The organism is Sphingopyxis sp. CR5 (assembly GCF_059693785.1).
The window spans coordinates 108208-134186 of sequence record NZ_JCATIE010000005.1; the positions used below are offsets into that span (position 1 = coordinate 108208).

Here is a 25979-nt window from a genome sequence, read left to right on the forward strand (position 1 = left end):
CCCGGTCCGCACCCTGCATGTTCCCCCGCTGCGGCGGGGCGTGGCGGCGGCGCGGCGGTCGCCCGATGGAGGGACGACTAATCGGCCGCGTCAATCACTCAATCCATCTTATTCGGTTTTTTGGAACCGAGGGATCGGGCCTATCCTGCATGCGTTGGATCGAAAGGATGGATGCCATCGACTCACGATCGCCCCTGTCGCAGACGCCGTCCGGCGAGGCTCGCCTCCGCCGGCGCGTCATGCGCCGGTCATCCTTGCGCATCACCCCATAAGCCAGACCGAAGAGAGGAGAGACTGCATGAACGACCCGACCCCCATCGACCCCGAAAAGGGATGCCCGATGCACCAGCCCGGCGGCGTCCGCGCGCTGCTTGGCCGGACCAACAAGGACTGGTGGCCGGAGATGCTCGCCACCGAAATCCTCAACCCCAATGGATCGTCGAACCCGATGGGCGACGACTTCGACTATGCAAAGGCATTCAAGTCGCTCGATTATCAGGCACTGAAGGACGACCTGACCGCGTTGATGACCGACAGCCAGCCGTGGTGGCCGGCCGACTATGGTCACTATGGTCCCTTCTTCATCCGCATGGCCTGGCACGCCGCAGGCACCTATCGCACCGCCGACGGTCGCGGCGGCGCCAACAGCGGGCAACAGCGTTTCGCCCCCCTCGACAGCTGGCCCGACAATGGCAATCTCGACAAGGCGCGGCGGCTGCTTTGGCCGATCAAGCAGAAATATGGCAACAAGATCAGCTGGGCCGACCTGTTCATCCTGACCGGCAATGTCGCGATCGAAAGCATGGGCGGGCCGGTGTTCGGCTTCGGCGGGGGCCGTGTCGACGTCTACGAGCCCGAACGCGACATCTATTGGGGCAGCGAGGACAAATGGGTCAACGAAGGCGTCCAGACGCGCATCGACCCGACGCATGGCTTCGAAGTCATGGAAGGTCCGCTCGCCGCGATCCAGATGGGCCTGATCTACGTCAATCCCGAAGGGCCTCAGGGCAACCCCCACGACGATGAGGGCATGGCGCGCGACATGAAGGAAACCTTCGCGCGCATGGCGATGAACGACGAGGAGACCGTGGCGTTGACTGCGGGCGGCCATACGTTCGGCAAGGCGCACGGCAATGGTGATGCCTCGACGCTCGGCGCGGCACCCGCCGGCGGCGATCTCGCGGCGCAGGGCTTCGGCTGGGTCAGCGGCGAAGAGCATGGCGGCATCGGCGAACATGCCGTCACCAGCGGCATCGAAGGCGCCTGGACCAACACCCCCGACAAATGGACCGACAATTATTTCCGGCTGCTGTTCGACTACGACTATGAACTGGTGAAGTCGCCGGCCGGCGCGAACCAGTGGCAGCCGATCGACCAGAAAGAGGAAGATATGGCGCCGGCGGCGTGGGACTCCTCGAAAAAGGTGCCCACGATGATGACCACCGCCGACATGGCGTTGAAGCGCGACCCCGACTATCGCAAGATCAGCGAGAGGTTCCGCGAAGATCACGCCGCGTTTCGCGACGCCTTCGCGCGGGCCTGGTTCAAGCTGACGCATCGCGACATGGGGCCGAAGGTCCGCTACCTCGGCCCCGAAGTGCCCGCCGAAGATCTGATCTGGCAGGACCCGATCCCCGCCGGCACGATGCCATCGGATGCCGAGGTCAAGGCGGTAAAGGACAAGATCGCGGCGAGCGGCCTGACCGTCAGCCAGTTGATCAAGACTGCCTGGGCGTCGGCCAGCACCTTCCGCAAGTCCGATTTCCGCGGCGGGGCCAACGGCGCGCGCGTCCGTCTCGCGCCGCAGAAGGACTGGGACGTCAACGAACCCGCGATGCTCGCAAAGGTCCTCGACACGCTCGACGGGTTGCGCGGTTCGATGTCGATGGCCGATGCCATTGTCCTCGGCGGCGTCGTGGGTCTGGAAAAGGCGATCAAGGATGCGGGCTTCAACGTCGCGGTGCCGTTCACCGGCGGCCGGGGCGATGCGACAGCGGAGCAGACCGATGCCGACAGCTTCGCGGTCATGGAGCCGGAGGCCGACGCGTTCCGCAACTATGTCGGCAAGAAGAAGCTGGCGGTGAAGATTGAGGAAATGATGCTCGACCGCGCTTCGCTGCTCGGCCTCTCGGTGCCCGAGATGACGGTGCTGGTCGGCGGGCTGCGCGTGCTCGGCGCCAATCACGGCGAACGCGGGCATGGCCATTTCACCAGGCGGTCGGGCCAGCTCACCAACGACTTCTTCGTCAACCTGCTCGACATGACCAATGTCTGGAAGGCGGTCGAGGGTTCGGACGATCAGGAATATGTCGCGACCGATCGCAAGAGCGGCGGCGAGACCTGGCGCGCGACCCGCGCCGACCTCGTGTTCGGGTCCAACGCCGAACTGCGCGCGGTGGCCGAGGTCTATGCCGAAACCGGCCATGAAGAGAAGTTCGTCAAGGATTTCGTCAAGGCCTGGACCAAGGTGATGGACGCCGACCGGTTCGACCTCGCCTGACCGGCTTCGCGCCGCAGGCCGAGGGTCGCGGCCCGCCCCCGGGGACATGGGCCCGGGGGCGGGTCATTTTTTCAGGGCGATCGTTCGAACGGCCGCGGCGTGACGACGGCGTCGCTGCGCTTTTCGGGCCGGATATAGATCGACCCGATATCGGGCGATGCGGCTTTCATTTCGGCCTCGATCGTCTCGATCAACCGCTCCCCGTCGCCCATCGTCAGCCCGTCCTCGAAGTCGGCACTGATCGCAACGAACACCGAATCCGGCGCCGTATGCACCGTACGGACATGGTTGACCGCGGTGATTTCGTCATGGCTGTCGACGATACGCCAGATGGCATCGATCAGGTCGGGGTCGGCGCTTTCGCCGATCAACAGGCCCTTGGCTTCGCGCGCGAGCAGGATCGCCACCGCCGCAAGGATCAGACCGATCGCAACGGATGCAAATCCGTCGATGCGCGCGTCTCCCGACGCATGGCTCCACCAGACGCCGGCCGCAGCGATGATCAGGCCGAGCAGCGCCGCGCTGTCTTCGAACAGCACGATGAAGCTCGCGGGGTCTTTCGAGCGCCGCACCGCCTGCCACCAACTCGCCCGGCCGCGCCGCGCGCCGAATTCGCGGACGGCGATCGTCCACGACGCGCCCTCGAGCGCAAAGGCAATCGCAAGGACGATATAGTTGATCGTCGGATCGCGCAGCGGCTCGGGACGCGCGATATGCACCCAGCCTTCATAGAGCGAAACGCCCGCGCCCACGGCAAAGATCAGAATCGCGACGACGAACGCCCAGAAATAGAGTTCGCGGCCATATCCGAACGGGTGATAGGCATCGGGCGGACGCTTTGCCTGCCCCTGCCCATAGAGAAGCAACATCTGGTTGCCGCTATCGACAAGCGAGTGGACGCCCTCCGACAGCATGGAAGAAGATCCGCTGATCGCGGCGGCGACGAACTTCGCCACCGCGATACCGAGATTGGCGAACAGCGCGCCATATAGCACGACGTTCGCCTTGATGTGCCGAAAGGCCCCGTGGCTGCTCACGCACCGCAGCCCGCTCGGTCAGGGCAAGGCATAGGCGACCACTTCGTCGCCGACCGGCGTTTCCATGAAATGATGCCCCCCGGCATAGATGACGAGATATTGCTTGCCGTTCGCTTCATAGGTCATCGGCGTCGCCTGTCCGCCAGCGGGCAGCACGTCCGACCACACCGTCTTCCCGGTCTTGAGATCGATCGCGCGGATCAGATTGTCGGTCGCGGCGGCGATGAAGACCAGACCGCTCGCGGTGACGACCGCGCCGCCATTGTTCGGCGTGCCGATCGTCACGGGCAGCATGGACGGGATGCCGAACGGGCCGTTGGTGCGCGCGGTGCCGAGCGGGCGGTCCCAGATCGTCTTGCCGGTCGCGATATCGATCGCGCGGATGCCGCCATAGGGGGGCTGCTTGCAGAGCATGCCGGTGAAGGGCAGGCGCCAGCCGGCGTTGACGTCGATCGCATAGGGGGTATGCGCCTGCGGATCGCCCGCGCCCTCGGCGCCGCCGATATTGCCGCGCGCCTGATCGCGCGGCGCCCACCCCATCTCGTTCGCCTTCTTGCGCGGGACGAGGCGGACATAATTGGGCATGTCGTTGTAATTGGCGACGATCACTCCGCGCACCGGATCGACCGCGATGCCGCCCCAATCGGTGCCGCCATTATAGCCGGGATATTCAATCGAGCGCCGCATGCTTTCGGGTGGGGTATAAAAGCCCTTGTAGCTCGCTTTCCTGAACTGGATGCGGCAGATCATCTGGTCGATCGGCGACATGCCCCACATATCCTTTTCGGTAAGGTCGGGCTTGCGGAGCGTATGCCACAGCGACACGATCTGCGTCGTCGCCCGTTCGGACGGTTCGACGCCGCCTCCGGGGGCCTTGATGGTCCCGACGGGGGTCAGCGGCTTGCCCGTGCGTCGATCGAGAACATAGATGTCGCCCTGTTTCGACGGCAGCACGATCGCCGGGATGTCGCCGGATGCGGATGGGTAGTCGACCAGCGTCGCCTGCGCGCCGAAGTCGTAATCCCACACATCCTTCTTCACCGCCTGGAAATGCCAGCGCGGCTTGCCCGTCGTCACGTCGAGGGCCACGAGCGAGGTCGCATATTCGTTTTCCGGCGGGCGACGCAGCCCCGAATAATAATCCGCGGCCGAATTGCCCATAGGCAGGTAGACGAGGCCAAGGGCTTCGTCGCCCGATGCGATGGTCCACATATTCGGTGTACCCCGCGCCCAGGTCTGGCCGGCGGGCGGATAGCCGTTCCAGTCGGGATGCATCATGTCCCACGCCCATTTGAGCTTGCCGGTGACCGCGTCGAAGCCGCGGATCACGCCCGAAGGGGCCCAGCGGTCCTGTCCGTCGAGAACCTGATGCCCGGTGACGACAACGCCGCGCACGATCGTCGGCGGCGAGTTGATCGAGACATAGCCCGGAGGCGTGTTGCCCATACCGATCTTGGTATCGACCTGACCGTTGGCGCCGAAATCGTCGCACGGGCGCCCAGTGGAGGCATCGATCGCGAAGAGCCGCGCGTCGAGCGTTCCGAAAATGATGCGCCGCGCGCACGCCTGGTCTGCGGCGGCGCCGGGGACGGCATAGTAACTCACACCGCGACATGCCGCGGTATAGGGGATCGCGTCGTCCGGCACTTTCGGATCGAACCGCCACCGTTGCTTCCCGGTCGCCGGATCGAGCGCGATCACGATATTCTTGGGCGTGCAGACGTAGAGGCTGTTGCCGATCTTGAGCGGGGTATTTTCGGCGCCATAGGTGCCCTTGGCCGCCGCCGAGGGCAGATCGCCGGTGTGGATCATCCACGCGCGTTTCAGCTTGCCGACATTGGCCGGCGTGATCTGGCCGAGCGGCGAATAGCGGCGCGCGCTTTCGGTGCCGCCATAGGCGGGCCAGTCGGTGCCAGCCTGCATTAGCGCCGGGTCGGCCATCGCCATGCGGTTCGCAGGCAAAGGCGACAGCGGGCGCGGGGCGTTGAGCCAGCCAAGCGTCGCGCCGCCGATGGCGATGAACAGGATGATGAGCGCGCTACCGCCGAGCGCAAAGCGCCAGCGCCGCGGTCGCAGCGACAGCGCCGCCATCGCGAAGAGAACGGCAATCAGCAATATGGCCGGTGCGATCACGCGCGGGACAAGCGCCCAGCCGTTCCCGCCGACCTCCCAAAAGGCCCAAAGCAGGGTGAAAAAGACGACCGCGACGTAAATCCATGCGCCGAGCATGCGGCCGCGCATCAGCAACAGGCCCGCCGCGAGCATCGCGGCACCCGTCACGAGATAATAGGCGGACCCGCCGAGCGCCGCGAGCCATATTCCCCCGACAAGCAGAATGATCGCGATCAGCGCGACGATCGCCCCGACGGTCAGTGCGACGGGGGGAGCGGGAAAAATCTGGCGGAAGCGGGTCATCGCCGGCTCCTTGATGCTGGGACTAGGGGAGGATTGCACCTCCCTAATGCGCCGCGCCGCCGAAACGTTCCGATCTGGGGTCGGATGGTGACCTACCCGCATGGAGGCGGATCGCCTTTTGAGTGAGCCGTCTGCGAAAAATGGTGTGTCCCCGCGTAGGCGGGGACCCATCTCCGACCGGTTCGAGCCGGCACCGGCAGGAGATGGGCTCCCGCCTTCGCGGGAGCGCACGGGCAGAGATCAGCCGGTAGCGGCTGGCGCCATTCGCTCACCCGAGAAGTGCGGGGAGGTCGAGGCCCTTTTCGCGCGCACAGTCGATCGCGATCTTGTAACCGGCGTCGGCGTGGCGCATCACCCCCGTCGCGGGGTCGTTCCACAGCACGCGCTCGAGCCGCTTCGCCGCTTCGTCGGTGCCGTCGGCGACGATCACCATGCCGCTGTGCTGTGAATAGCCCATGCCGACCCCACCGCCGTGGTGCAGCGACACCCAGGTCGCACCGCTCGCGGTGTTGAGGAGCGCGTTGAGCAGTGGCCAGTCGCTGACCGCATCGCTGCCATCGCGCATCGCTTCGGTCTCGCGGTTGGGCGAAGCGACCGAGCCCGAATCGAGATGGTCGCGGCCGATCACGACCGGTGCCTTGAGCTCGCCCGATGCAACCATGTCGTTGAACGCCATGCCGAGCCGGTGGCGGTCGCCGAGCCCGACCCAGCAGATGCGCGCCGGCAGTCCCTGAAACTTGATCTTTTCGCGTGCCATGTCGAGCCAGCGGTGGAGATGCGCATTGTCGGGCAGCAGTTCCTTCACTTTCGCATCGGTGCGATAGATATCGTCGGGATCGCCCGACAGCGCCGCCCAGCGAAAGGGGCCGATGCCGCGGCAGAAGAGCGGCCGGATATAGGCGGGGACGAAGCCCGGGAAATCGAACGCATTTTCGACGCCTTCGTCCTTTGCGACCTGGCGGATATTATTGCCATAGTCGGTGGTCGGGACGCCCGCGGCCTGAAAATCGAGCATCGCGCGAACATGCACCGCCATCGAGGCCTTTGCCGCCTTCGCGACGGCCGGGGGATCGCTTTCGCGCTTCTCCACCCATTCGGCGACGCTCCAGCCGACCGGCAGATAGCCGTTCACCGGATCGTGCGCACTCGTCTGGTCGGTGAGCAGGTCGGGGCGGATGCCGCGGGCGTAGAGTTCGGGCAGTATTTCGGCGGCGTTACCGAGCAGGCCGACCGACACCGGTGTCCTGTCGGCGCAGCTTTGCTCGATGATCGCCATCGCTTCTTCGATCGACTGCGCGGCCTTGTCGAGATAGCCGGTGCGCAGGCGCATCTCGATACGGCTCGGCTGGCATTCGATCGCGAGGCACGAGGCACCCGCCATGACCGCCGCGAGCGGCTGCGCGCCGCCCATACCGCCGAGGCCTGCGGTGAGCAGCCATTTGCCCGCGAGGTCGCCGCCATAGTGCTGGCGCCCCATCTCGACGAAGGTTTCGTAGGTGCCCTGCACGATGCCCTGCGTGCCGATGTAGATCCACGAGCCGGCGGTCATCTGACCGTACATCGCGAGCCCGCGCTTATCGAGTTCGGCGAAATGCTCCCAATTCGCCCAATGGGGGACGAGGTTGCTGTTCGCGATCAGAACGCGCGGCGCATCGGCGTGGGTGCGAAAGACGCCGACAGGCTTGCCCGACTGGACGAGCAGGGTCTGGTCGCCCTCGAGCCGCTTCAGCGCCTCGACGATCTTGTCATAGCTTTCCCAGTCGCGGGCGGCGCGGCCGATGCCGCCATAGACGACCAGCTCCTCGGGCCGCTCGGCGACGTCGGGATGAAGGTTGTTCATCAGCATCCGCAGCGGCGCCTCGGTCAGCCAGCTTTTCGCGTTCAGTTCGCTGCCGGTCGGCGCCTTGATGACGCGGCTGTTGTCGAGGCGGGTCATGGGTTTCCTTTCGCAAAGTCGAGCGCGGCGGCGATCACCTGTTGCAGCACGGAGGCGATCGCGGGGGTCGGGTCGAGTGGGCTGGGCCAGCTTCGTTCGTCGAGTGTCGCGGGCTCGGCCATATAGCCGCGCATCGCGAGCTCCATCTGGATCGCGTGGACGCCGCTTTCGGGGCGGCCATAGTGGCGCGTCGTCCAGCCGCCACGAAAGCGGCCGTTGACGACCTGGCTGTGCCCGCTTGCGGCGCAGACCGTGGCGACCGCGGCTTCCAGCTCGGGGGCGCAGGTCGCGCCGCCGTCGGTGCCGATGTTGAATTGCGGCAATTCGCCGTCGAAAAGGCGCGGCACGCGGCTGCGGATCGAATGGGCGTCATAGAGGGCGACGCGGCCGTGCTGCGCGCGCAGCCGCTCGATCTCGGCGGCGAGCGCGGCATGATAGGGGGTATGAAAGGCGCGGCGGCGCTGTTCGATTTCGCCCGCGCTCGGAATGCCTTCGATATAGAGCGGGTCGCCATCGAAGGTCGTCGTCGGGCACAGTTCGGTCGTCGCCTGCCCCGGATAGAGCGAGGCGCCCGACGGGTCGCGGTTCATGTCGATGACGCTGCGCGAGATGTCGGTGGCGATCGTCGTCGCCCCGATGTCGCGCACGAAGCCATAAAGGTCTTCGATCCACCAGTCGGTGTCGAACCGCGCGCGCCATGCCGAGACGAAGGCATCCTTGCGCGCGGCGAGCCCGGTGCCGCCGTGCGGGAAGGCGACGATCAAAGGTGCGTCGCCGCGGTGGATGCGCAGCCAGTCCATCAAGCGATCCCCGGCAGCGCCAGTCCCGCCGCTTCGGTCACCGCGCCGCGCCGCACGAGCGCGTTCGCGGCATCCATGTCGGGGTGGAAATGGCGGTCGTGGTCGAGCATCGGCACCTCGGCGCGCAGCAGGCCGCGCACCGCTTCGAGCGCCGCGGACGAGGTCAGGCCGGCGTGGAAGTCGCAGCCCTGTGCCGCGGCGAGCAGTTCGATCCCGATCACCGCGCTGGCATTTTCCGCCATCGCGAGCAGGCGCCGTGCGCCGTGCGCCGCCATCGACACATGGTCCTCCTGGTTCGCCGAGGTCGGGATCGAGTCCACGCTCGCGGGATAGGCGCGCTGCTTGTTCTCGCTGACCAGCGCCGCGGCGGTGACCTGCGGGATCATGAAGCCCGAGTTGAGCCCCGGCTGCGGCGTGAGGAAGGCGGGAAGGCCCGACAGCGCAGGATCGACAAGCATTGCGATCCGGCGCTCGGCGATCGAACCGATCTCGCAGATCGCGAGCGCGATCATGTCGGCCGCGAAGGCGACGGGCTCGGCGTGGAAATTGCCGCCCGACAGCGCCTCGTCGGCGCCCGCGAAGATCAGCGGATTGTCCGAAACCCCGTTCGCCTCGATCTCGAGCGTCGTCGCGGCCTGGCGGAGCAGGTCGAGCGCGGCGCCCATCACCTGCGGCTGGCAGCGCAGGCAATAGGGATCCTGCACGCGCGGGTCGTCGTCGCGGTGCGAGGCGCGGATTTCCGATCCCGCCATCAGGCCGCGCAGCGCCGCCGCGACCTCGATCTGACCGCGGTGGCGGCGCAACTCGTGAATGCGCGCGTCGAAGGGCGTGTCGGAGCCCTTGGCGGCCTCGGTCGACAGCGCGCCGGTGACGAGCGCGGCGGTGAAAAGGGTCTCGGTCTCGAACAACGCCGCTAGCGCGTTGGCGGCCGAAAATTGCGTGCCGTTGAGGAGCGCGAGCCCTTCCTTCGCCGCGAGCTCGAGCGGGGCGAGCCCGGCGCGGCTCAGCGCGTCGGCGGCGGTCAGGCGCTCGCCCGCAAGGTCGATTTCGCCGACCCCGATCATCGCCGCCGCCATGTGCGACAGCGGCGCCAGGTCGCCGCTCGCGCCGACCGAACCTTGCGAAGGGACGACCGGGGTCAGGCCTTTCGCCAGCATCGCTTCCAGCAGCGCGACGGTTTCGGGGCGGACGCCCGACGCGCCTTGCGCGAGGCTCGCGAGCTTGAGCGCCATCATCAGCCGGACGACGGGAACAGGCGAGGGCTCGCCGGTGCCGGCGGCATGGCTGAGCACGATGTTGCGCTGGAGCGTCGCGAGGTCGGCATCGCCGATGCGCACGCTCGCGAGCTTCCCGAAGCCGGTGTTGATGCCATAGACCGGCGCGCCCTTGGCAAGGATACGCTGCACCGCTTCGGCACTATCGGCGATGCGCGGCGCGCAGGCGGGGGCGAGCCGCGGCGCCGCGCCGCGATAGATGGCGCGCCAGTCGCCGAGCGAAACGGCGCCGGGGTTCAGGATCATGTCGGTCATCGACCACTCCGGATGCGGGCATGGAGCGGGTTCAGCCCCATGCGATAGACGAGATCGGCGGGCTGCTCGATGTCCCAGATCGCAAGGTCGCACGCCTTGCCGGCTTCGAGCGTGCCGATACTGCCAGAAAGTCCGAGTGCAGCGGCGGCATGGCGGGTCACGCCGAGCAGGCATTCGGCGACGGTCAGGCGAAACAGCGTCGCGCCCATGTTCATCACGAGCAGGATCGAGGTCAGCGGCGAGGTGCCGGGGTTGCAGTCGGTCGCGAGTGCGATCGGCACCCCGGCCGCGCGGAGTGCGGCGATCGGCGGCAGCCGTGTTTCGCGCGTGAAATAATAAGCGCCGGGTAGCAATGTCGCGACGGTCCCCGCCGCCGCCATCGCGGCGATCCCGTCGGCGTCCAGATATTCGAGATGGTCGGCGGACAGCGCACCATAGCGTGCCGCGAGCGCGGCGCCGTGCTGGTTCGAAAGCTGTTCGGCGTGGAGTTTGACCGGCAGGCCGGCGCGCTTCGCGGCTTCGAAGACGCGTTCGGTTTGTGCGGCGCTGAAGCCGATGCCTTCGCAAAAGGCGTCGACTGCGTCGGCGAGGCCGGCCTGCGCGACCTCAGGCAGCATGGCGTCCGCGACATGCGCGATATAGGCGTCGGCGTCGCCCGCATATTCGGGCGGCAGCGCATGGGCGCCGAGGAAGGTCGTCGCGACGCGCACATCGCGCACCTCTCCCAGCCGCCGGGCGGCGCGAAGCATGCGGATTTCGCTGTCGGTATCGAGGCCATAGCCCGACTTGATCTCGACCGTGGTGACGCCCTCGGCGATCAGCGCGTCGAGGCGCGGGAGGGCGGAGGCGACGAGTTCGTCCTCGCTCGCGGCACGCGTCGCCTTCATCGTCGATACGATGCCGCCCCCGGCGCGCGCGATCTCCTCATAGGACGCGCCCTCGAGCCGCAGTTCGAATTCGCGGGCGCGATTGCCGGCGTGGATCAGGTGGGTGTGGCAGTCGATCAGGCCCGGCGTGATCCAGCGTCCCTCGCAATCGACGATCTCGGCGGCGTCGAGCGCGGGCGCGTCGACCTCGGCGCCCGCATAAACGATCCGGCCGTCTTTCGCGGCGATCAGTCCCGCCTCGACGATCCCCGGATCGTCGGCGATCATCGTCGCGAGCCGTGCCTTGCGCCATATTGTGTCGCACCGCATCACGCGCGAATCTCCCTTCGCCCGACTCATTGCATCGATCGGCAATAATGTATAGACATAATTGCCGCATCCTGAAAGGCCGCCGATGACCGATCGCGCTCCCGCTGCCCACACCCTGCATTTCCGCCGCGCATTGCTGCCCGGCGGGTGGGAGGAGAATGTCCGTATCGGGATTGCGGGCGGGCTGGTGACGACGATCGTGCAGGGCGCCGAGGCCCTGCCGGGCGACGAGCGGCACGCGATTGCGCTGCCGGGGATGCCAAACCTCCACAGCCATGCGTTTCAGCGGGGAATGGCGGGGCTCGCCGAAGTGCGCGGGCCGGGCGACGACAGTTTCTGGACGTGGCGCGAGACGATGTATCGCTTCGTCGATGCTATCGATCCCGACGGGCTGCGCGCGATCGCGGCGCTTGCCTATGCCGAGATGCTCGAAAGCGGCTTCACCCGCGTCGGCGAGTTTCATTACCTGCACCACGACCCGGCGGGTACCGTCTATTCGGACCCTGCGGCGATGAGCCGCGCGATCGTCGCCGCGGCGGACGAGACGGGAATTGCGCTCACCCATTTGCCGGTTTTTTATGCGCATGGCGGTTTCGGCGGCGCCGAAGCGAGCACGGCGCAGCGGCGTTTCCTGCACGATATCGACGGCTTCGCGCGCCTGCTCGACGCCGCGCGGGCAGCGGCGGCGGAGTTGCCCGACGCGGTGGTCGGCATCGCGCCGCACAGCCTGCGCGCGGTGACGGGCGCCGAACTTGCCGCGCTGCTCGACCTCGCCGGCGCGGCGCCGATCCACATCCATATCGCCGAACAGGTGAAGGAGGTGGAGGATTGTCTCGCCTGGAGCGGGCAGCGGCCGGTCGAATGGCTGCTCGCCCACGCCGAGGTCGATGCGCGCTGGTGCCTCGTCCACGCGACCCACATGACCGCCGAGGAAACCGCGGCGCTCGCGGCGAGCGGCGCGGTCGCGGGGCTGTGTCCGGTGACCGAGGCCAATCTCGGCGACGGGATCTTCCCGATGCCCGCCTGGCGCGAGGCGGGTGGACGCTTCGGCGTCGGCTCCGATTCGAACGTGCTGATCGATATGACCGAAGAATTGCGCTGGCTGGAATATGGCCAGCGGCTCGCAGGCCGCGCGCGCAACATCCTCGCCGCGGGGGCCGAGCGCTCGACCGGCCAGGATCTGTTCGACGCGGCGCTTGCGGGCGGGGCACAGGCGCTCGGGGTCGAGGCGGGGCTCGCGGTCGGGCACGCCGCCGACATCGTCAGCCTCGACGAGAGCCATGCTTCGCTCTTTGGCCGGTCGGGGCCGTGGCTCGCCGACTCGCTGCTCTTTGCGGCGGGACGCGGAGCGATCGACCGCGTCTGGCGGCGCGGCGTCGAAGTCGTGCGCGGCGGCCGCCATGTCGCGCGCGACGCGATTGCGGCCGATTATCGCCGCGCGCTCGGCAGGCTCTTCGCATGACGCTGCCGCTGCACGAGCGCATCCGCAGCGAGATGGAGGCGGCGATCCTGTCGGGCACGCTGCGCCCCGGCGCGCGCCTGCCCACCGAGCAGGCGTTGATGCGCGACTATGGCTGCGCGCGGATGACGGTCAGCAAGGCGCTGTCGGCGCTCGCGGCGGCGGGGTTGATCGAACGGCGCAAGCGTGCGGGATCGTTCGTCGCGCGCCCGCGCGTGCATTCGATGATGCTCGACATTCCCGACCTGGAACAGGAGGTCACGGAGCGCGACCAGCGCTATCGTTTCGCGTTGATCGACCGGAAAATGCGCGCTGCCGATCCGGCGAGGCCCGAAGAAATGCAGCTGGCTGGGCGCGGCGAACTGCTCGTCCTGGACGGTGTGCATTTCGCCGACGATAGGCCGCTCGCCAGCGAAACGCGCCTCGTCAGCCTGGGGTCGGTGCCCGAAATCGCGCTGGAGGATTTCGCCAACGCTTCGCCGGGCGCGTGGCTGCTCGCCCATGTACCCTGGACCGAAGCGGAGACGCGGATATCCGCTGTCCCCGCCGACCGGACGGTCGCGATGCGGCTTGAAATCGAAAGCGGCGCCGCGTGCCTGTTCATCGAGCGGCGGACATGGCGCGGCGACGAGGGGATCACGCTGGTGCGCCAGCATTTTCCGGGCTCGGCCTATGACCTGATCGCCCGCTTCGGTGCAGCGCGCACCAAGGCGGGGGCTTGAGGGCGGCGCGGCTTTTCGCGGGTCCGCCTTGTATGTGTCGACGCGGCATGTCAGGGGCGCTGCCGAACCGAATGGTAGCAGCGGGAGGCGGGTTTTCATGCATTTCGATGTGGTGATTGTCGGCGGGGGGCATGGCGGGGCGCAGGTCGCGATCATGCTGCGCACGCAGAAGTTCGAGGGCAGCATCGCGATCGTCGGCGACGAACCCGAACTGCCCTATGAGCGCCCGCCGCTGTCGAAGGAATATTTCGCCGGCGAGAAGGAATTCGAGCGCATCCAGCTGCGCCCCGCCAGATATTGGGACGAGCGCGACGTGACCATGCTGCTCGGCAAGCGCGTCGTTGCGGTCGACTCGGCCGCTCACACGGTCACCACCGATGGCGGCGAGACGATCGGCTATGGCAAGCTGGTCTGGGCGACCGGCGGGCGTCCGCGGATGCTGCCGATTCCGGGCGGCGACCTGCCGGGCGTGCAGGGGGTTCGCACCCGCGCCGACGCCGACGCGATGAAGGCCGCTGCCGAGACGGCGAAACAGATCGTCGTGATCGGCGGCGGCTATATCGGCCTCGAGGCCGCGGCGGTGCTGAGCAAGGCGGGGAAAAAGGTCGTGCTCCTCGAGGCGCTCGACCGCGTGCTCGCGCGCGTCGCGGGCGAGGTTCTGTCGCGCTTCTATGAAAAGGAGCATCGCGAGCATGGCGTCGACGTCCGCCTCGGCGTGTCGGTTGCGGCGATCGAAGGCAGCGATCAAGTGACCGGCGTCCGGCTTGCAGATGGCGAGGTGATCCCTGCCGACCTGGTGATCGTCGGCATCGGCATCGTCCCCGCGGTCGAGCCGCTGATCGCGGCGGGGGCCGAAGGCGGCAACGGCGTGCTCGTCGATGGCTATTGCAAGACGAGCCTGCCCGACATCTATGCGATCGGCGATTGCGCCGCGCACGAGAACGCCTTTGCCGAGGGCGCGTGTATCCGTCTGGAGTCGGTCCAGAATGCCAATGACCAGGCCAATGTCGTGGCGAAGGGCATTTGCGGCGCCGAGGCACCCTATCATGCGATCCCTTGGTTCTGGTCGAACCAGTATGATCTGAAACTCCAGACCGCGGGGCTTTCGACCGGCCACGACCAGGCAGTCCTGCGCGGCGCCCCCGCTACGCGCAGCTTCTCTGTCGTGTACCTCAAGGCCGGCAAGGTCATCGCGCTCGACTGCGTCAATGCGACCAAGGATTATGTGCAGGGCCGAATGATCGTCACAGCGGGCGTGACCGCCACGCCGGAACAGCTCGCCGACACGGCCACGCCGCTCAAGGCGCTGTTGCCCGGCTAGGCGACGGGCGGCGGGGCTCCGTCGAACGCGCGCTTCAGCGTCGCCTTGACGTTGCGGAGCAAACGCCTCAGCGCGACGATCACCACCACCGCCGCGACGGCGAGCAGGATTGCGATGCCGATGGCGAGCGGCGGGAAGGCGATGGCGAGCGCCAGCAGCCCGCCGGTCGCGACATCCTCGCCGGTCGACACCACGGCATTGCTATACGGTTCGGGGCTGATGTTCACCACCGCCCGGGTCGTGGCCTTGGCCCCATGGCTCAGCAGGGCGCCGCCTCCGCCGAGCAGGAAGGCGACGACTTGCCACGCCGGATCCGACGAATCGACGAGCGCCAACGCGAGCAGCGCGCCGCCGAGCGGCCGGATGACGCCGTGAACGGTATCCCAGGCCGAATCGATCCAGGCGACCTTGTCGGCGAGAAATTCGGCGGCCGTCCCTATGGCCGCGACTCCCAATACCCAGGGATTGGCCAGAATCTGCAACGCCTGCAAATGTTCGGGAAGCGGCAGCCAGTGGAACGTCATCGCGACGCCGGCGGCGAAGATCGTCAGATAGAGGCGCCACCCCGCCAGGAGGCTCAGGCTGCCCGCCACCCCGAGGATTTCGATGATGCTCACGACAGTCCTCTCCCGACCGGTTGCTTGCGGGGCTATCCTGCACGCCATCGTCCCGGCTCGCAATGGCCTGATGACAACCCTGCCTTCTCTGGGTATCGACCTTCTCATGACGGATAATAATTCGCAGGAGACAGGCGCGACGGCGTTGCCCGAAGGCGCGATCCCGGCCGCGACGCTGGTGATCATGCGATCTGCGGAGAGCGGCGGTGCCGACGAGATATTGATGGTCAAGCGGGCGAAGACGATGGCGTTCGCCGCCGGAGCCGTCGTCTTTCCCGGCGGGCGGATAGACCCAGACGACTATTGTGTCGCGGCGCGCCACGGGTTTGCCGCCGACGACGCCGAAGCGGCGGCACGGGTCGCGGCGCTGCGCGAGACGCTGGAGGAAACCGGACTGGCCGTCGGATGGCCTGACTTGGCCGAAGACCAGGTGGACGCGGTGCGCCGCGCGTTGCTCGCCGACACTCTTCTTTCCGAAATTCTGGAGCAGCGGGGCGAGCGGCTGGCGCTCGATTCGCTCGTGCCCTTTGCCCGCTGGTGTCCGAACTTCAAAGAGGCGCGGACGTTCGATACGCGGTTTTTCGCGGTGGAAGCCCCACCGCACCGCCATGAACTGACGGTCGAGGTTGCGGAACACAGCCATATTTTCTGGGCGAGCGCGAAAGAAACCCTGGCAATGGCGGACCGCGGGGAGGTGTCGATCATCTTTCCCACGCGCCGCAATCTCGAGCGCATCGCCCAGGCGGACGATTTCACGGTTTTTTCTGCCCACGCCGCAGCGTTCCCGGTCGAACTGGTAACACCGTGGATAGAAGAGCGCGGGGGCTCAACGCATCTGTGCATCCCCCCGCATCTGGGATATCCCGTGACGAGCGAGCCGTTCGAGCGTGTCCGGCGCGGCTAAGGCGGACCCCCGGATCGCCCCCTTTTTGCGTTAAGTGGAGTTGTCCCAATGTTTTTCGGGGACAAAAGGCGTTGCAATTGCCGGTCGCTATCCGTAAGACAGAATTGCTGAAGCGGGCCGGGACAACGATTCTCCGGTGCGATTCGAGAATATCTAAAGTTCCAGTGGATGGAGAAAATGATGAATCTGCTCACCAAAGCTGCGGTCTCTCTCGCCGCAACCTCGATGATTGCGGCGCCGGTTGCGGCTTCCGCGGCTCCTGCTGTTGACGGCGCTCGCGCGACCTCGACCGCCTCGAGCAAGAACAGCCTCGAAGGTTCGAGCTGGATCATCGCCGTTCTGGCTGCTGCTGCTATCATTGGCGGCATCATCATCGCGTCGGACAACAACGACGACACCCCGACCAGCCCGGCCTAAGCCGCGCTCGGTTTCGAGTTAGAGCAAAGGGCTCCGGACGCAATCGTCCGGGGCCCTTTGTTCGTGTGCATGATGGAGCGCGTTCCACATTAGAGTGGAAGTCGTTGCCGCTCTCGCAGCTCGGCCGGACTCAAAGATCGAGGTCGCGGTTCGAGCGCGAAGTCGCGAGCGGAATCGCCTGCCGGGCGCTGTCGACGGCGTTTTGCTCGATCGCTACGAGTGCGAGGGCGAATGGCTTGTGCGCTTTGGAAACGGGCAAGTCCGCCAGCACGGTGCCCCACGGGTCGACGGCAAGGCTGTGGCCATAGGTCGCGCGGCCGTCGGCATGGTCTCCCCCTTGCGCGGCTGCGATAACGAAACATGCGGTTTCGATTGCGCGCGCGCGAAGAAGCACATGCCAATGGGCTTCACCGGTCGAAACGGTGAACGCCGCCGGCACCGCCAGGATCGTCGCCCCCTCTTCGACCAGAACGCGGTAGAGTTCCGGAAATCGGAGATCGTAACAGATGCTCAGCCCCAATCGACCGACGGGGGTGTCGACGACCACGGGGGCACGGCCGCCTTCGAACGCGGCCGATTCGCGCCAGCTTTCGCCAGAGGGCAGGGTAACATCGAACATGTGGATCTTGTCGTAGCGCGCATGGATGCTGCCATCGGACCCAATGACGAGGCTGCGATTCACCCTGCGGGCGCCGTCGTCGGAGAGCAGCGGCATCGATCCCGCGTGGACCCACAGGCCGTGACGCCGGCTCATGTCCTGCAACCCTACCAGCCAGGGACTGTCCGCTTCGCGCACGATATGCGGCGCCGAGCGGGTGCGGTCGCGGTCGAGGAGCACAGACATTTCGGGGAAAAACGCCATGACGGCTCCGGCCGCGGCGGCTTCGGCGAGGGCGGCATCCATGGCCGCGAGATTGGCGCCGGGGTCGATGCCGCTGGTCATCTGGACGATCGCGACGACGGGGGAGACGGCAGGCATGGCTTTGGGGTAGGCCGGTCGCCGCGCAAGCGCAAGCGAGCCGATAGTTCAGTGGCCAGCAAGGTTCGATCGCGATAAGATGCCCTGATGCGCTATCTCCCCCTGTCGAAGCCCATTGGCCTCGGCCCTTCGCTCCTCTCCTTCTGTGCCGTCGCTGTCCTGGCGTTGATGCCGTCATTGCCCGCCGCCGCGCAAGATGCCTCGGTCGCGGCGCAGGCCAAGAACGACAGCTGGCTCTATGCGGGCAGCGATATTCCGCGCGACACGGCATGGCGCTTTGGCGTCTTGCCCAACGGTCTGCGTTACGCCGTCCGAAACAATCAGGTTCCGCCGGGTCAGGTGTCGATCCGTGTCAGAATGGACGTCGGCTCGATGTTCGAAACCGAAAAGGAACGCGGGTTCGCCCACCTGCTCGAGCATCTCACTTTTCGTGGTTCCGAGCATATTCCCGATGGCGAAGCGAAACGGATATGGCAGCGGTTCGGGGTGACGTTCGGTAGCGATTCGAATGCGCAAACGACCCCGACCCAGACCGTGTACCAGCTCGACCTACCCAGCGTGACGCCCGCCAACCTGGACGAAAGCATGAAGCTGCTTGCCGGGATGGTGCGCGAACCGCGCATTTCGGCGGCGGCGGTCGATGCCGAGCGCGGGGTCGTCCTGTCCGAATTGCGCGAGAATGACGGGCCGCAAAAGCGCATAGCCGATGCGACCACGGCGCACCTGTTCGCCGGCCAACTGCTTGGCGATCGCTCGCCGATCGGAACCCCCGAATCGCTCGCCGCGGCAAGCGCCGGTGCGATGCAGGCGTTTCACGATCGCTGGTATCGGCCGGACCGGGCGGTTGTGGTCATCGTCGGCGATGGCGATCCCGACGAATTCATCAGGCTGATCGGGAAATATTACGGCGATTGGAAGGGCGAGGGACCGAAACCCACCCAACCCGATTTCGGAAAGCCCGACCCGAAAGCCGCCGTCGCGAAGGAAATCGTCGAGGCGAACCAGCCGCTGTCGCTGACCTTGGCGACGATTCGACCGTGGAAGAAGCGCATCGACACGGTCGAAAACACGCGGCGGCTCTATCTCGAGTTTCTCGCCATGGCGCTCGTCAACCGGCGGCTGGAGAATCGCGCGCGCAGCGGCGGCAGCTATCTGGTGGCGACCGTCGATCAGGAATATCTCAGCCGCAGCGCCGACATCACGATGGCGCAGATCGTACCACTTAGCGATTGGAAGGCGGCGCTGGCCGATGTCCGCGGCGTGATCGCGGACGCGATCGAAACCCCGCCGTCGCAGGCGGACATCGACCGCGAGGCCAACGAAATCGAGGCCTTCCTGCAAAAGGAACTCGAGAACGCTCGGAACGAGCCCGGCGCGCGGCTGGCCGACGATCTGGTTCGCGCGGTCGACATCGGCGAAACGGTGACCAGCCCGCAGGGGCAGGTCGATATGTTCAAGGCGATCCGCGCGTCCGCGACGCCGCAGGTGATGCTCGACGTCAGCCGAGCGATTTTTACCGGCCCGGTCACCCGCCTCGTGCTGACGACACCGAAACCCGTCCCGGGGGGCGACGATGCGCTGCTCGCCGCGCTCGCGCGTCCGGCCACGATCAAGGACGATCGGCTCCAGGCCGTCAAAGCCGATTTCGGACAGCTGCCCAGTCTCGGGACGCCGGGCACGATCGTCGCCCAGGCCGCGGTTCCGGGCTTGCGCGCCCAACGGATCGAATTCGCGAACGGCGTCACCGCATTGGTGTCGGATAACCGCGTGGAGCCGGGCAAGGTGCGCGTCAATGTGCGGTTCGGCAGCGGCTATCGCAGCGTGGCGGCCAATGCGCCGAACCTGTTGTGGACCGGCGACTATGCCCTGATCGCGAGCGGGATCGGCCCGTGGGGTCAGAATGCGATCGATCAGCTGACCAACGGTCGCCAGATCCAGCTCAATTTCGACATCGACGACGATGCCTTCGAACTCTCGGCCGAGAGCAAACCCGCCGACCTTGCCGACCAGATGAAACTGATCGCGGGCAAGCTCGCCTTTCCGCGCTGGGACGCGGCGCCGGTCGAGCGCCTGCGCGTGGGGTTCCTGACCGGCTACGACCTCAACGACGCGACGCCCAATGCGGTCATAGATCGCCAGTTGCAGGGCTGGCTCACGAATGACGACGCGCGCTGGGCGGCGCCCGACCGGGCCGCAATCGAGGCGCTGACCCCCGCCGCCTTCAAGAGCTTCTGGGCGCCGCGGCTTGCCAGCGGGCCGATAGAAGTCCAGATTTTCGGCGACCTTTCGACGGTCGATTATCGCAAAATCCTGGCCGACACGCTTGGCGCGCTGCCGCCGCGCGCGCCCATCGAACCGCCGAGCGGTCAGACGGTCACCTTTGCAAAGCATAACGCCACCCCCCGTTTGGCCTATCACAGCGGCGAAAAAGGGCAGGCTGCGGCGATGATCGCGTGGCCGACCAGCGGCGGCCTTGGCGCGCCGCGCGACCAGCATGCGCTCGAGGTGCTGGCGGCGATCTTCAACGACCGCCTGTTCGATCGCCTGCGGGCGGAGGATGGAGCCAGCTATGGGCCATCGGTCGATAGCCACTGGCCGAGCGGGTTCGACGGCAGCGGCGGCTACTTGCTTGCCGGCAGCCTGCTGGCGCCCAAGGACATCGATCGATTCTATGCGATCGCGAAAGACATCGCGGCCGACCTCGCCGCGCGACCCGTGACCGCCGACGAACTGGCGCGCAACGCGGGACCCATCCGCGAACAGGTCGCGCGGGCATCGACCGGCAATGTCTATTGGATGTACCTGCTCGAGGGTGCGACCCGCGACCCGCGCGTGGCGACCGCTGCCCTGTCGATCCAGGACGATATCGCAGCGGTCACCGCCGCCGACATCCAGCGCCTGGCGGCCAAATATTTGAAGGCCGACCGCGAATGGTCGCTCGCGATCCTGCCGAAGGGCATGACCCTGGCCGAAGCATCGTCGCTGGGCGGCGGGGCACCGGACGTCGGCGTGCCCGCTGCTGGGGGCGGGCGCTAGGCTTCGTCGGTGGCAGGGGTTGGCGCGGGGCGCAGTTTCTGAAGCCGCGGTTCGCGGTCGAGTTCGCCCTTCGACATGATGTCGTGGCGCATCTTGGCGCGGACATCGTGGATCGAGGCGATCACCGGGCCCATTGCGACGCCGAGGTCGATCAGTACCGCTTCCGCGAGTTGCAGCGAGCTTTCGAGCGTTTCGGGGACCGCGTCGGTTGCTCCCGCCTTGTAGAGCGCGCCGGCGTGGTCGGCATCGCGCGCGCGGCTGATGATCGGCAGCTCCGGATATTTCTGCCGCAGCTTGCGAGTCATGCGAAGCTGTTGCACCGGATCGTCCATTGTCAGCACGATCGCTTCGGCATGTTCGAGGCCAAGTCGGTCGAGACTGCCGGCGCGCGCAACGTCGGCAAAGCGCACTGCAAAGCCGTCGCGCCGCGCCGCAGCGACGGTGTCGATATCGGCGTCGATCGCGACATAGGGGCGTGCATGCTCGCGGAGCAGTTCGGCGACCGTGCGCCCGACCCGCCCGAAACCGACGACGACGGTGCGTCCGGTCGGCTCTTCCTCGGCTTCGCGGTCGCCGCTCTTCATCTCGATCCGCCGTGCGATGTCGTGGCCGGCGCGCGCCAGCAGCGGCGTGATCGTCAGGCCGATTGCCGTGACGAGCTGCCAGAATTCGGCCGTGGCACGGCTGATGAGCTGCGCCTGGAACGCGGTCGCCAGAACGATCAACGTGGTCTCGGACGGGCTGGCCATCAGCAGGCCGACTTCGGCCGCGGTCCCGCGGCGCGCACCTGAAAAACGCAGCAGCAGCGCGGTGACGACCGCCTTGACAAGCACGACCGCGACGACCGCGACCACGAGCATCGGCCAGTTGCGCGCAATCGTCGCAAGGTTGAGCCCCATACCGACGCTGATCAGGAACACGCCGAGCGCCAGGCCCTTGAACGGTGCGGTGATCGCCTCGACCTCGCCATGATATTCGGTTTCCGCGATCATCAATCCGGCGAGTAGCGCGCCTACGATCGGCGACAGGCCGACGGTCGCGGTTGCGAGCGCGGCGACGATGACGACGAGCAGACTGGCGGCGAGGAACAGTTCGGGGTCTTTCGCCCGCGCGGCCTGCGCGAAGATGCGCGGCAACAGGAACCAGCCGCCGATGGCAAGCGCCGCGACGACGACCGCGCCCTGCCACAGGGTGGTGAGCAGCAGCTCGGCATTGCCGCCCCCGGCATTCGGGGCAAAGGCGCCAAGGATGAAGATGATCGGGACGATCGCCAGATCCTCGAACAGCAACATCGAAAACGACGCGCGGCCGACCGCGGACTTGGTGCCCGCGATCGGCAGAACGAGCGCCGTAGACGAAAGTGCGAGTGCGACGCCCAGGCCGAACGCCGCCGGAGGGGTCAGCGTGCCGATCATCAGCAGCACGCCACCGAGGATCAGCCCGCTGAACAGCAGTTCGGCGGCGCCGACGCCGAAGACGAGCTTGCGCAATTGCCACAGGCGGCGGAACGACAGCTCGAGCCCGATGGAAAAGAGAAGCAGGATGATCCCGAATTCGCCGAAAAGCGCGATGTCTTCGGCCGACCGGATCGTGACGTGCTTGAGCCAGGGGTAATCGGCGGCGAGCGCCCCAAGCCCGGAGGGACCGACGAGCAAGCCCACGAGGATGAAGCCGATGACCGGGGTGATCCGAAAGCGCGCAAAGGCGGGAATGACGATTCCCGCCGCACCCAGCACGACCAGCGCGTTGCCGAGGCTCGATGTTTCCGCTTCAAGGGCCATGAAGCGGTCTTAGGCAGGCGGTTCGCGCTTGGCTACCACCTTTGTCAACTAAATCACTTGCTTGGAAGGCGGCGGCACCCCGCAAGGGGATGCCGCCTTTCGCGTCAGGCGCCCATTTTCTTTTCGAGATTTTCGACGATCGCCTCGAAAAAGCCTTCGGTCGTAAGCCAATTCTGGTCGGGACCGATCAGCAGCGCGAGATCCTTGGTCATCTTGCCGCTCTCGACGGTCTCGATGCACACCCGCTCCAGGTCTTCGGCAAACTTGGTGACTTCGGGCGTGCCGTCCAGCTTGCCGCGATGCTTCAGTCCGCCTGTCCAGGCGAAGATCGACGCGATCGGGTTGGTCGACGTCGCCTTGCCTTGCTGGTGCATGCGATAGTGGCGGGTGACGGTGCCGTGCGCGGCTTCGGATTCCACGGTCTGGCCGTCGGGGGTCATCAGCACGCTGGTCATCAGGCCGAGCGAACCAAAGCCCTGGGCCACGGTGTCCGACTGGACGTCGCCGTCGTAATTCTTGCAGGCCCACACGAACTTGCCCGACCATTTGAGCGCCGAGGCGACCATGTCGTCGATCAGGCGGTGCTCATAGGTGATGCCCGCTTCCTCGAACTTCGCCTTGAACTCGTTCTGATAGACCTCTTCGAACAGATCCTTGAAGCGGCCGTCATAGGCTTTCATGATCGTGTTCTTGGTCGACAGATATACGGGCCAGCCGCGCGCAAGGCCATAGTTCATGCTGGCGCGCGCGAAATCGCGGATGGAATCGTCGAGGTTGTACATCGCCATCGCGACGCCGGAGGAAGGGAATTGAAAGACTTCCTCGTCGATGATCGTGCCGTCCTCGCCCTCGAACACCAGGCGCAGCTTGCCGGGGCCGGGGACCCGATAGTCGGTCGCGCGATACTGGTCGCCGAAGGCATGGCGGCCGACGACGATCGGGTCGGTCCAGCCGGGGACGAGGCGCGGGACGTTCTTGATCACGATCGGTTCGCGGAAGACGACGCCGCCCAGGATGTTGCGGATCGTGCCGTTCGGCGACTTCCACATCTTCTTCAGGCCGAACTCCTCGACGCGGGCTTCGTCGGGCGTGATCGTGGCGCATTTGACGCCAACGCCGTGCTTCTTGATCGCATTGGCCGCGTCGACGGTGATCTTGTCGTCGGTGCGATCGCGCTCCTCGATGCCGAGGTCGTAATAGTGAAGGTCGATGTCGAGATAGGGAAGGATCAGGCGTTCGCGGATCCATTGCCAGATGATCCGGGTCATTTCGTCGCCGTCGAGTTCGACGACCGGGTTCACTACCTTGATCTTGCCCATGTGCGTGCCTTTTCCTGCGGGGAGTTGAGTTGAGCGGGCCTTAGGCAATGCCGCCCGATTGATCAACTCTCCTGACGGAACCGCACGCCGCGCGCCGGGTTGGTCTGGCACCCGCCTATTTCCGTTGTCAGTATCGGGTGTCCACCGTAGAAGACCGACATGTCCACGACGATTTCCTCCAACCGCCCTGGCGGCGGCATCAAATGGCGCTGGCCCTCGATCCATCCCGAGGGGCGCAAATTCCTGCTGATCGCAGCGATTATCACCCTGTGCTTCTGGCTGCTCGGCTGGGAAATCGTCGGTTGGCTGATGCTGGGTCTCACTATCTGGGTGGGCGCCTTCTTTCGCGACCCGGTGCGGATCACGCCGGTGGGCGCGGACCTGGTGATCGCGCCGGCCGACGGCCTGGTCACGCAGATTGCGGAAGTCCCGCCGCCGCCTGAAATCGCTGGCCCCGACGGCCTTGGCGACGCGCCGATGCTGCGCGTCTCCATTTTCATGAGCGTCTTCGACGTTCATATCAATCGTACGCCGATGGCGGGGACGCTGCGCAAGCTTGCCTATATTCCCGGCAAGTTTCTGAACGCCGATCTCGACAAGGCGAGCGAGGACAATGAGCGCCAGCATTTCGTCGTCGAGCGCGCCGACGGCCTGCGGATCGGCTTTACCCAGATCGCGGGTCTCGTCGCGCGGCGCATCATGCCGTTCGTGAGTATGGGAAGCCAGGTCGAAACGGGACAGCGTGTCGGGTTGATCCGCTTTGGCAGCCGCGTCGATGTCTATCTGCCCGCGGGTACGGCGCCACAGGTCCTGCTTGGTCAGCGCACGCTGGCCGGCGAGACGATCGTGGCGCGTATCGGGACGAGCGACACGATCGACGGCGTCGGGCAATAGGATGGCCGAGCCGGGCGAGACCATTCCCCGCGATCCGGGACGCCGCATTGGCAGCATTCCGTTGCGTGCATTTGTTCCCAATGCGATTACCGCGCTTGCGCTGTGTTTCGGGCTGACCGGCGTGCGCTTCGCGATCGGGGGCGAATGGGAAAAGGCGCTGGCAGCGATCATCTTCGCCGGTGTCCTCGACGGAATGGACGGACGGATCGCGCGGCTGTTGCGGGCGCAAAGCAAGTTCGGCGCAGAGCTCGATTCGCTTTCCGACGTCATCGCCTTCGGTGTCGCACCGGCAATGATCCTCTTCCTCTGGTCGCTCGCCGACGCGCCCAAGTTCGGCTGGACAGCGGCCCTTGCGCTTGCCGTCTGCTGCGCCTTGCGCCTCGCGCGCTTCAATTCGCGCCTCGATGTCGATGTCCAGCCGCACAAGTCGGCCGGCTTCATGACGGGAATTCCGGCACCCGCCGGGGCGGGGCTCGCTTTCGTTCCCGTCTATCTGTGGCTGACGACGGGCAGCGCGCTGTTTCGCGAATGGTATGTCGTAATGCCCTGGGCCCTCGCCATCGCGATGCTGATGATTTCGGCGATTCCGACCTACAGCTGGTCGTCGATCCGGCTGCGGCGATCGTGGCGGCTGTTCGCGCTCGCCGGCGTCGGGCTGCTCGGCGCCGCACTGGTGACGGCGCCGTGGCACACCCTGCTCGCCGTCTGCGTCGTCTATGTCGGGCTGCTGCCTTTCGGCATCGCCAGCTATGCGAAGGTCAAGCGGCGCGGTTCAGCAGCGGGCGCCGATCGCTAGCGACGCGACCGGGGCGCGGCGCACTGCGGTGCCGGCCGACCCGACGGACATCGACGACTTGCGGAGCGGGCGAGGGGCTGGGCCCTGCCGTCATTGGGAACGCGCCCTCGCCGACCAGCGCCGACAGGATCGCTTCGCCATTGCTGCGGAGCATGGCGACGACCACCATCAGGCCAAGCCCGGCGGCAAGGGTAAAGAGGAGAGCGGCGGCGACCTGAACCATTATCTTGTCCTTTCGACGGCTTTGTGCGAAACCGTCGCCGGAACGACGTTTTTGCTATGTTCTTTGTTCCATGTTCACTTTTTGTTCTCAACATTCAT

20 protein-coding genes are annotated in these 25979 nt (G+C 66.4%); 9 read left to right on the forward strand and 11 right to left on the reverse strand.

From position 1 onward, the window contains the following. Positions 1-298 precede the first annotated feature (298 nt). Positions 299-2500 (forward strand): catalase/peroxidase HPI, encoded by a 2202-nt coding sequence (gene katG, locus AC58D2_RS09295; RefSeq protein ID WP_497389570.1) that lies wholly within the window; start codon positions 299-301, stop codon positions 2498-2500. 71 nt (positions 2501-2571) lie between these two features. Here the strand turns inward: katG and AC58D2_RS09300 are convergent, their stop codons facing one another. From AC58D2_RS09300 to hutI, 6 genes are all read right to left on the reverse strand, one after another. Continuing rightward, positions 2572-3537, reverse strand: coding sequence for a cation diffusion facilitator family transporter (locus AC58D2_RS09300; protein WP_497389572.1), 966 nt, complete (start codon positions 3535-3537; stop codon positions 2572-2574). An 18-nt stretch (positions 3538-3555) separates the two neighbouring features. After that, positions 3556-5952: a membrane-bound PQQ-dependent dehydrogenase, glucose/quinate/shikimate family gene (locus AC58D2_RS09305; RefSeq protein ID WP_497389574.1), complete on the reverse strand. Its 2397-nt coding sequence runs from the start codon at positions 5950-5952 to the stop codon at positions 3556-3558. Positions 5953-6220: 268 nt separating this feature from the next. Beyond that, positions 6221-7888 (reverse strand): urocanate hydratase, encoded by a 1668-nt coding sequence (gene hutU, locus AC58D2_RS09310; protein WP_497389576.1) that lies wholly within the window; start codon positions 7886-7888, stop codon positions 6221-6223. After that, the gene (gene hutG / locus AC58D2_RS09315) at positions 7885-8688 is read right to left on the reverse strand and encodes an N-formylglutamate deformylase (protein ID WP_497389578.1); all 804 of its coding nucleotides are present in this window, start codon (positions 8686-8688) and stop codon (positions 7885-7887) included. Before hutG ends, hutU begins: the two co-directional genes overlap by 4 nt. Then, on the reverse strand, positions 8688-10217 hold the full coding sequence (gene hutH, locus AC58D2_RS09320) for a histidine ammonia-lyase (RefSeq protein ID WP_497389580.1): 1530 nt from the start codon (positions 10215-10217) through the stop codon (positions 8688-8690). Before hutH ends, hutG begins: the two co-directional genes overlap by 1 nt. Further along, complete coding sequence (hutI, locus tag AC58D2_RS09325) at positions 10214-11413, reverse strand: imidazolonepropionase (RefSeq protein ID WP_497389957.1); 1200 nt, start codon at positions 11411-11413, stop codon at positions 10214-10216. The genes hutH and hutI overlap by 4 nt, the downstream gene beginning before the upstream one ends. 85 nt (positions 11414-11498) lie before the next feature. Here hutI and AC58D2_RS09330 point away from each other — a divergent pair, with 85 nt between their 5' ends. The 3 genes from AC58D2_RS09330 (at position 11499) to AC58D2_RS09340 (ending at position 14915) form a co-directional block, all read left to right on the forward strand. Then, positions 11499-12875 (forward strand): formimidoylglutamate deiminase, encoded by a 1377-nt coding sequence (locus tag AC58D2_RS09330; protein ID WP_497389582.1) that lies wholly within the window; start codon positions 11499-11501, stop codon positions 12873-12875. Next, positions 12872-13594, forward strand: a complete 723-nt coding sequence (hutC, locus tag AC58D2_RS09335) for a histidine utilization transcriptional repressor HutC (protein WP_497389584.1) — start codon at positions 12872-12874, stop codon at positions 13592-13594. Before AC58D2_RS09330 ends, hutC begins: the two co-directional genes overlap by 4 nt. Before the next feature lie 97 nt (positions 13595-13691). Beyond that, entirely contained in the window at positions 13692-14915 is a 1224-nt protein-coding gene (locus AC58D2_RS09340; RefSeq protein ID WP_497389586.1) for an NAD(P)/FAD-dependent oxidoreductase, read from the forward strand. Here the strand turns inward: AC58D2_RS09340 and AC58D2_RS09345 are convergent. Next, a complete protein-coding gene (locus AC58D2_RS09345; RefSeq protein WP_497389588.1) occupies positions 14912-15532 on the reverse strand; it encodes a DUF4126 domain-containing protein in 621 nt (206 codons plus the stop codon). The genes AC58D2_RS09340 and AC58D2_RS09345 overlap by 4 nt on opposite strands. Positions 15533-15638: 106 nt before the next feature. On the opposite strand from AC58D2_RS09345, the gene AC58D2_RS09350 reads away from it, so the two are divergent. Further along, complete coding sequence (locus tag AC58D2_RS09350; protein WP_497389590.1) at positions 15639-16436, forward strand: NUDIX domain-containing protein; 798 nt, start codon at positions 15639-15641, stop codon at positions 16434-16436. A 177-nt stretch (positions 16437-16613) separates the two neighbouring features. Next, the gene (locus tag AC58D2_RS09355) at positions 16614-16853 is read left to right on the forward strand and encodes a hypothetical protein (RefSeq protein ID WP_497389592.1); all 240 of its coding nucleotides are present in this window, start codon (positions 16614-16616) and stop codon (positions 16851-16853) included. Positions 16854-16983: 130 nt separating this feature from the next. Here the strand turns inward: AC58D2_RS09355 and AC58D2_RS09360 are convergent, their stop codons facing one another. After that, positions 16984-17832, reverse strand: a complete 849-nt coding sequence (locus AC58D2_RS09360; RefSeq protein WP_497389594.1) for a carbon-nitrogen hydrolase family protein — start codon at positions 17830-17832, stop codon at positions 16984-16986. A gap of 87 nt (positions 17833-17919) precedes the next feature. Here AC58D2_RS09360 and AC58D2_RS09365 point away from each other — a divergent pair, with 87 nt between their 5' ends. Beyond that, entirely contained in the window at positions 17920-20868 is a 2949-nt protein-coding gene (locus AC58D2_RS09365; protein ID WP_497389596.1) for a M16 family metallopeptidase, read from the forward strand. Here the strand turns inward: AC58D2_RS09365 and AC58D2_RS09370 are convergent. Beyond that, positions 20865-22649 carry a cation:proton antiporter domain-containing protein gene (locus AC58D2_RS09370; RefSeq protein ID WP_497389598.1) on the reverse strand — a complete coding sequence of 595 codons (1785 nt, stop codon included), beginning with the start codon at positions 22647-22649 and terminating at the stop codon, positions 20865-20867. The genes AC58D2_RS09365 and AC58D2_RS09370 overlap by 4 nt on opposite strands. 104 nt (positions 22650-22753) lie before the next feature. Beyond that, positions 22754-23968, reverse strand: a complete 1215-nt coding sequence (locus AC58D2_RS09375) for an NADP-dependent isocitrate dehydrogenase (protein WP_497389600.1) — start codon at positions 23966-23968, stop codon at positions 22754-22756. A gap of 159 nt (positions 23969-24127) precedes the next feature. On the opposite strand from AC58D2_RS09375, the gene AC58D2_RS09380 reads away from it, so the two are divergent. Next, entirely contained in the window at positions 24128-24862 is a 735-nt protein-coding gene (locus AC58D2_RS09380) for a phosphatidylserine decarboxylase (protein WP_497389602.1), read from the forward strand. A 1-nt stretch (position 24863) separates the two neighbouring features. After that, a complete protein-coding gene (locus tag AC58D2_RS09385; protein ID WP_497389604.1) occupies positions 24864-25658 on the forward strand; it encodes a CDP-alcohol phosphatidyltransferase family protein in 795 nt (264 codons plus the stop codon). Here the strand turns inward: AC58D2_RS09385 and AC58D2_RS09390 are convergent. Continuing rightward, positions 25621-25881 (reverse strand): hypothetical protein, encoded by a 261-nt coding sequence (locus AC58D2_RS09390; protein WP_497389606.1) that lies wholly within the window; start codon positions 25879-25881, stop codon positions 25621-25623. The two genes, AC58D2_RS09385 and AC58D2_RS09390, sit on opposite strands and share 38 nt — an antisense overlap. Positions 25882-25979: the final 98 nt, after the last annotated feature.

Coding starts and splice junctions, on each gene's coding strand:
- hutH (WP_497389580.1), bottom strand. CDS start 10,217: ATGACCGACATGATCCTGAACCCCGGCGCCGTTTCGCTCGGCGACTGG.
- AC58D2_RS09360 (WP_497389594.1), bottom strand. CDS start 17,832: ATGCCTGCCGTCTCCCCCGTCGTCGCGATCGTCCAGATGACCAGCGGC.
- AC58D2_RS09305 (WP_497389574.1), bottom strand. CDS start 5,952: ATGACCCGCTTCCGCCAGATTTTTCCCGCTCCCCCCGTCGCACTGACC.
- AC58D2_RS09355 (WP_497389592.1), top strand. CDS start 16,614: ATGATGAATCTGCTCACCAAAGCTGCGGTCTCTCTCGCCGCAACCTCG.
- hutU (WP_497389576.1), bottom strand. CDS start 7,888: ATGACCCGCCTCGACAACAGCCGCGTCATCAAGGCGCCGACCGGCAGC.
- AC58D2_RS09375 (WP_497389600.1), bottom strand. CDS start 23,968: ATGGGCAAGATCAAGGTAGTGAACCCGGTCGTCGAACTCGACGGCGAC.
- katG (WP_497389570.1), top strand. CDS start 299: ATGAACGACCCGACCCCCATCGACCCCGAAAAGGGATGCCCGATGCAC.
- AC58D2_RS09340 (WP_497389586.1), top strand. CDS start 13,692: ATGCATTTCGATGTGGTGATTGTCGGCGGGGGGCATGGCGGGGCGCAG.
- hutG (WP_497389578.1), bottom strand. CDS start 8,688: ATGGACTGGCTGCGCATCCACCGCGGCGACGCACCTTTGATCGTCGCC.
- AC58D2_RS09390 (WP_497389606.1), bottom strand. CDS start 25,881: ATGGTTCAGGTCGCCGCCGCTCTCCTCTTTACCCTTGCCGCCGGGCTT.
- AC58D2_RS09370 (WP_497389598.1), bottom strand. CDS start 22,649: ATGGCCCTTGAAGCGGAAACATCGAGCCTCGGCAACGCGCTGGTCGTG.
- AC58D2_RS09385 (WP_497389604.1), top strand. CDS start 24,864: ATGGCCGAGCCGGGCGAGACCATTCCCCGCGATCCGGGACGCCGCATT.
- AC58D2_RS09330 (WP_497389582.1), top strand. CDS start 11,499: ATGACCGATCGCGCTCCCGCTGCCCACACCCTGCATTTCCGCCGCGCA.
- AC58D2_RS09350 (WP_497389590.1), top strand. CDS start 15,639: ATGACGGATAATAATTCGCAGGAGACAGGCGCGACGGCGTTGCCCGAA.
- hutI (WP_497389957.1), bottom strand. CDS start 11,413: ATGCGGTGCGACACAATATGGCGCAAGGCACGGCTCGCGACGATGATC.
- AC58D2_RS09365 (WP_497389596.1), top strand. CDS start 17,920: ATGCGCTATCTCCCCCTGTCGAAGCCCATTGGCCTCGGCCCTTCGCTC.
- hutC (WP_497389584.1), top strand. CDS start 12,872: ATGACGCTGCCGCTGCACGAGCGCATCCGCAGCGAGATGGAGGCGGCG.
- AC58D2_RS09380 (WP_497389602.1), top strand. CDS start 24,128: ATGTCCACGACGATTTCCTCCAACCGCCCTGGCGGCGGCATCAAATGG.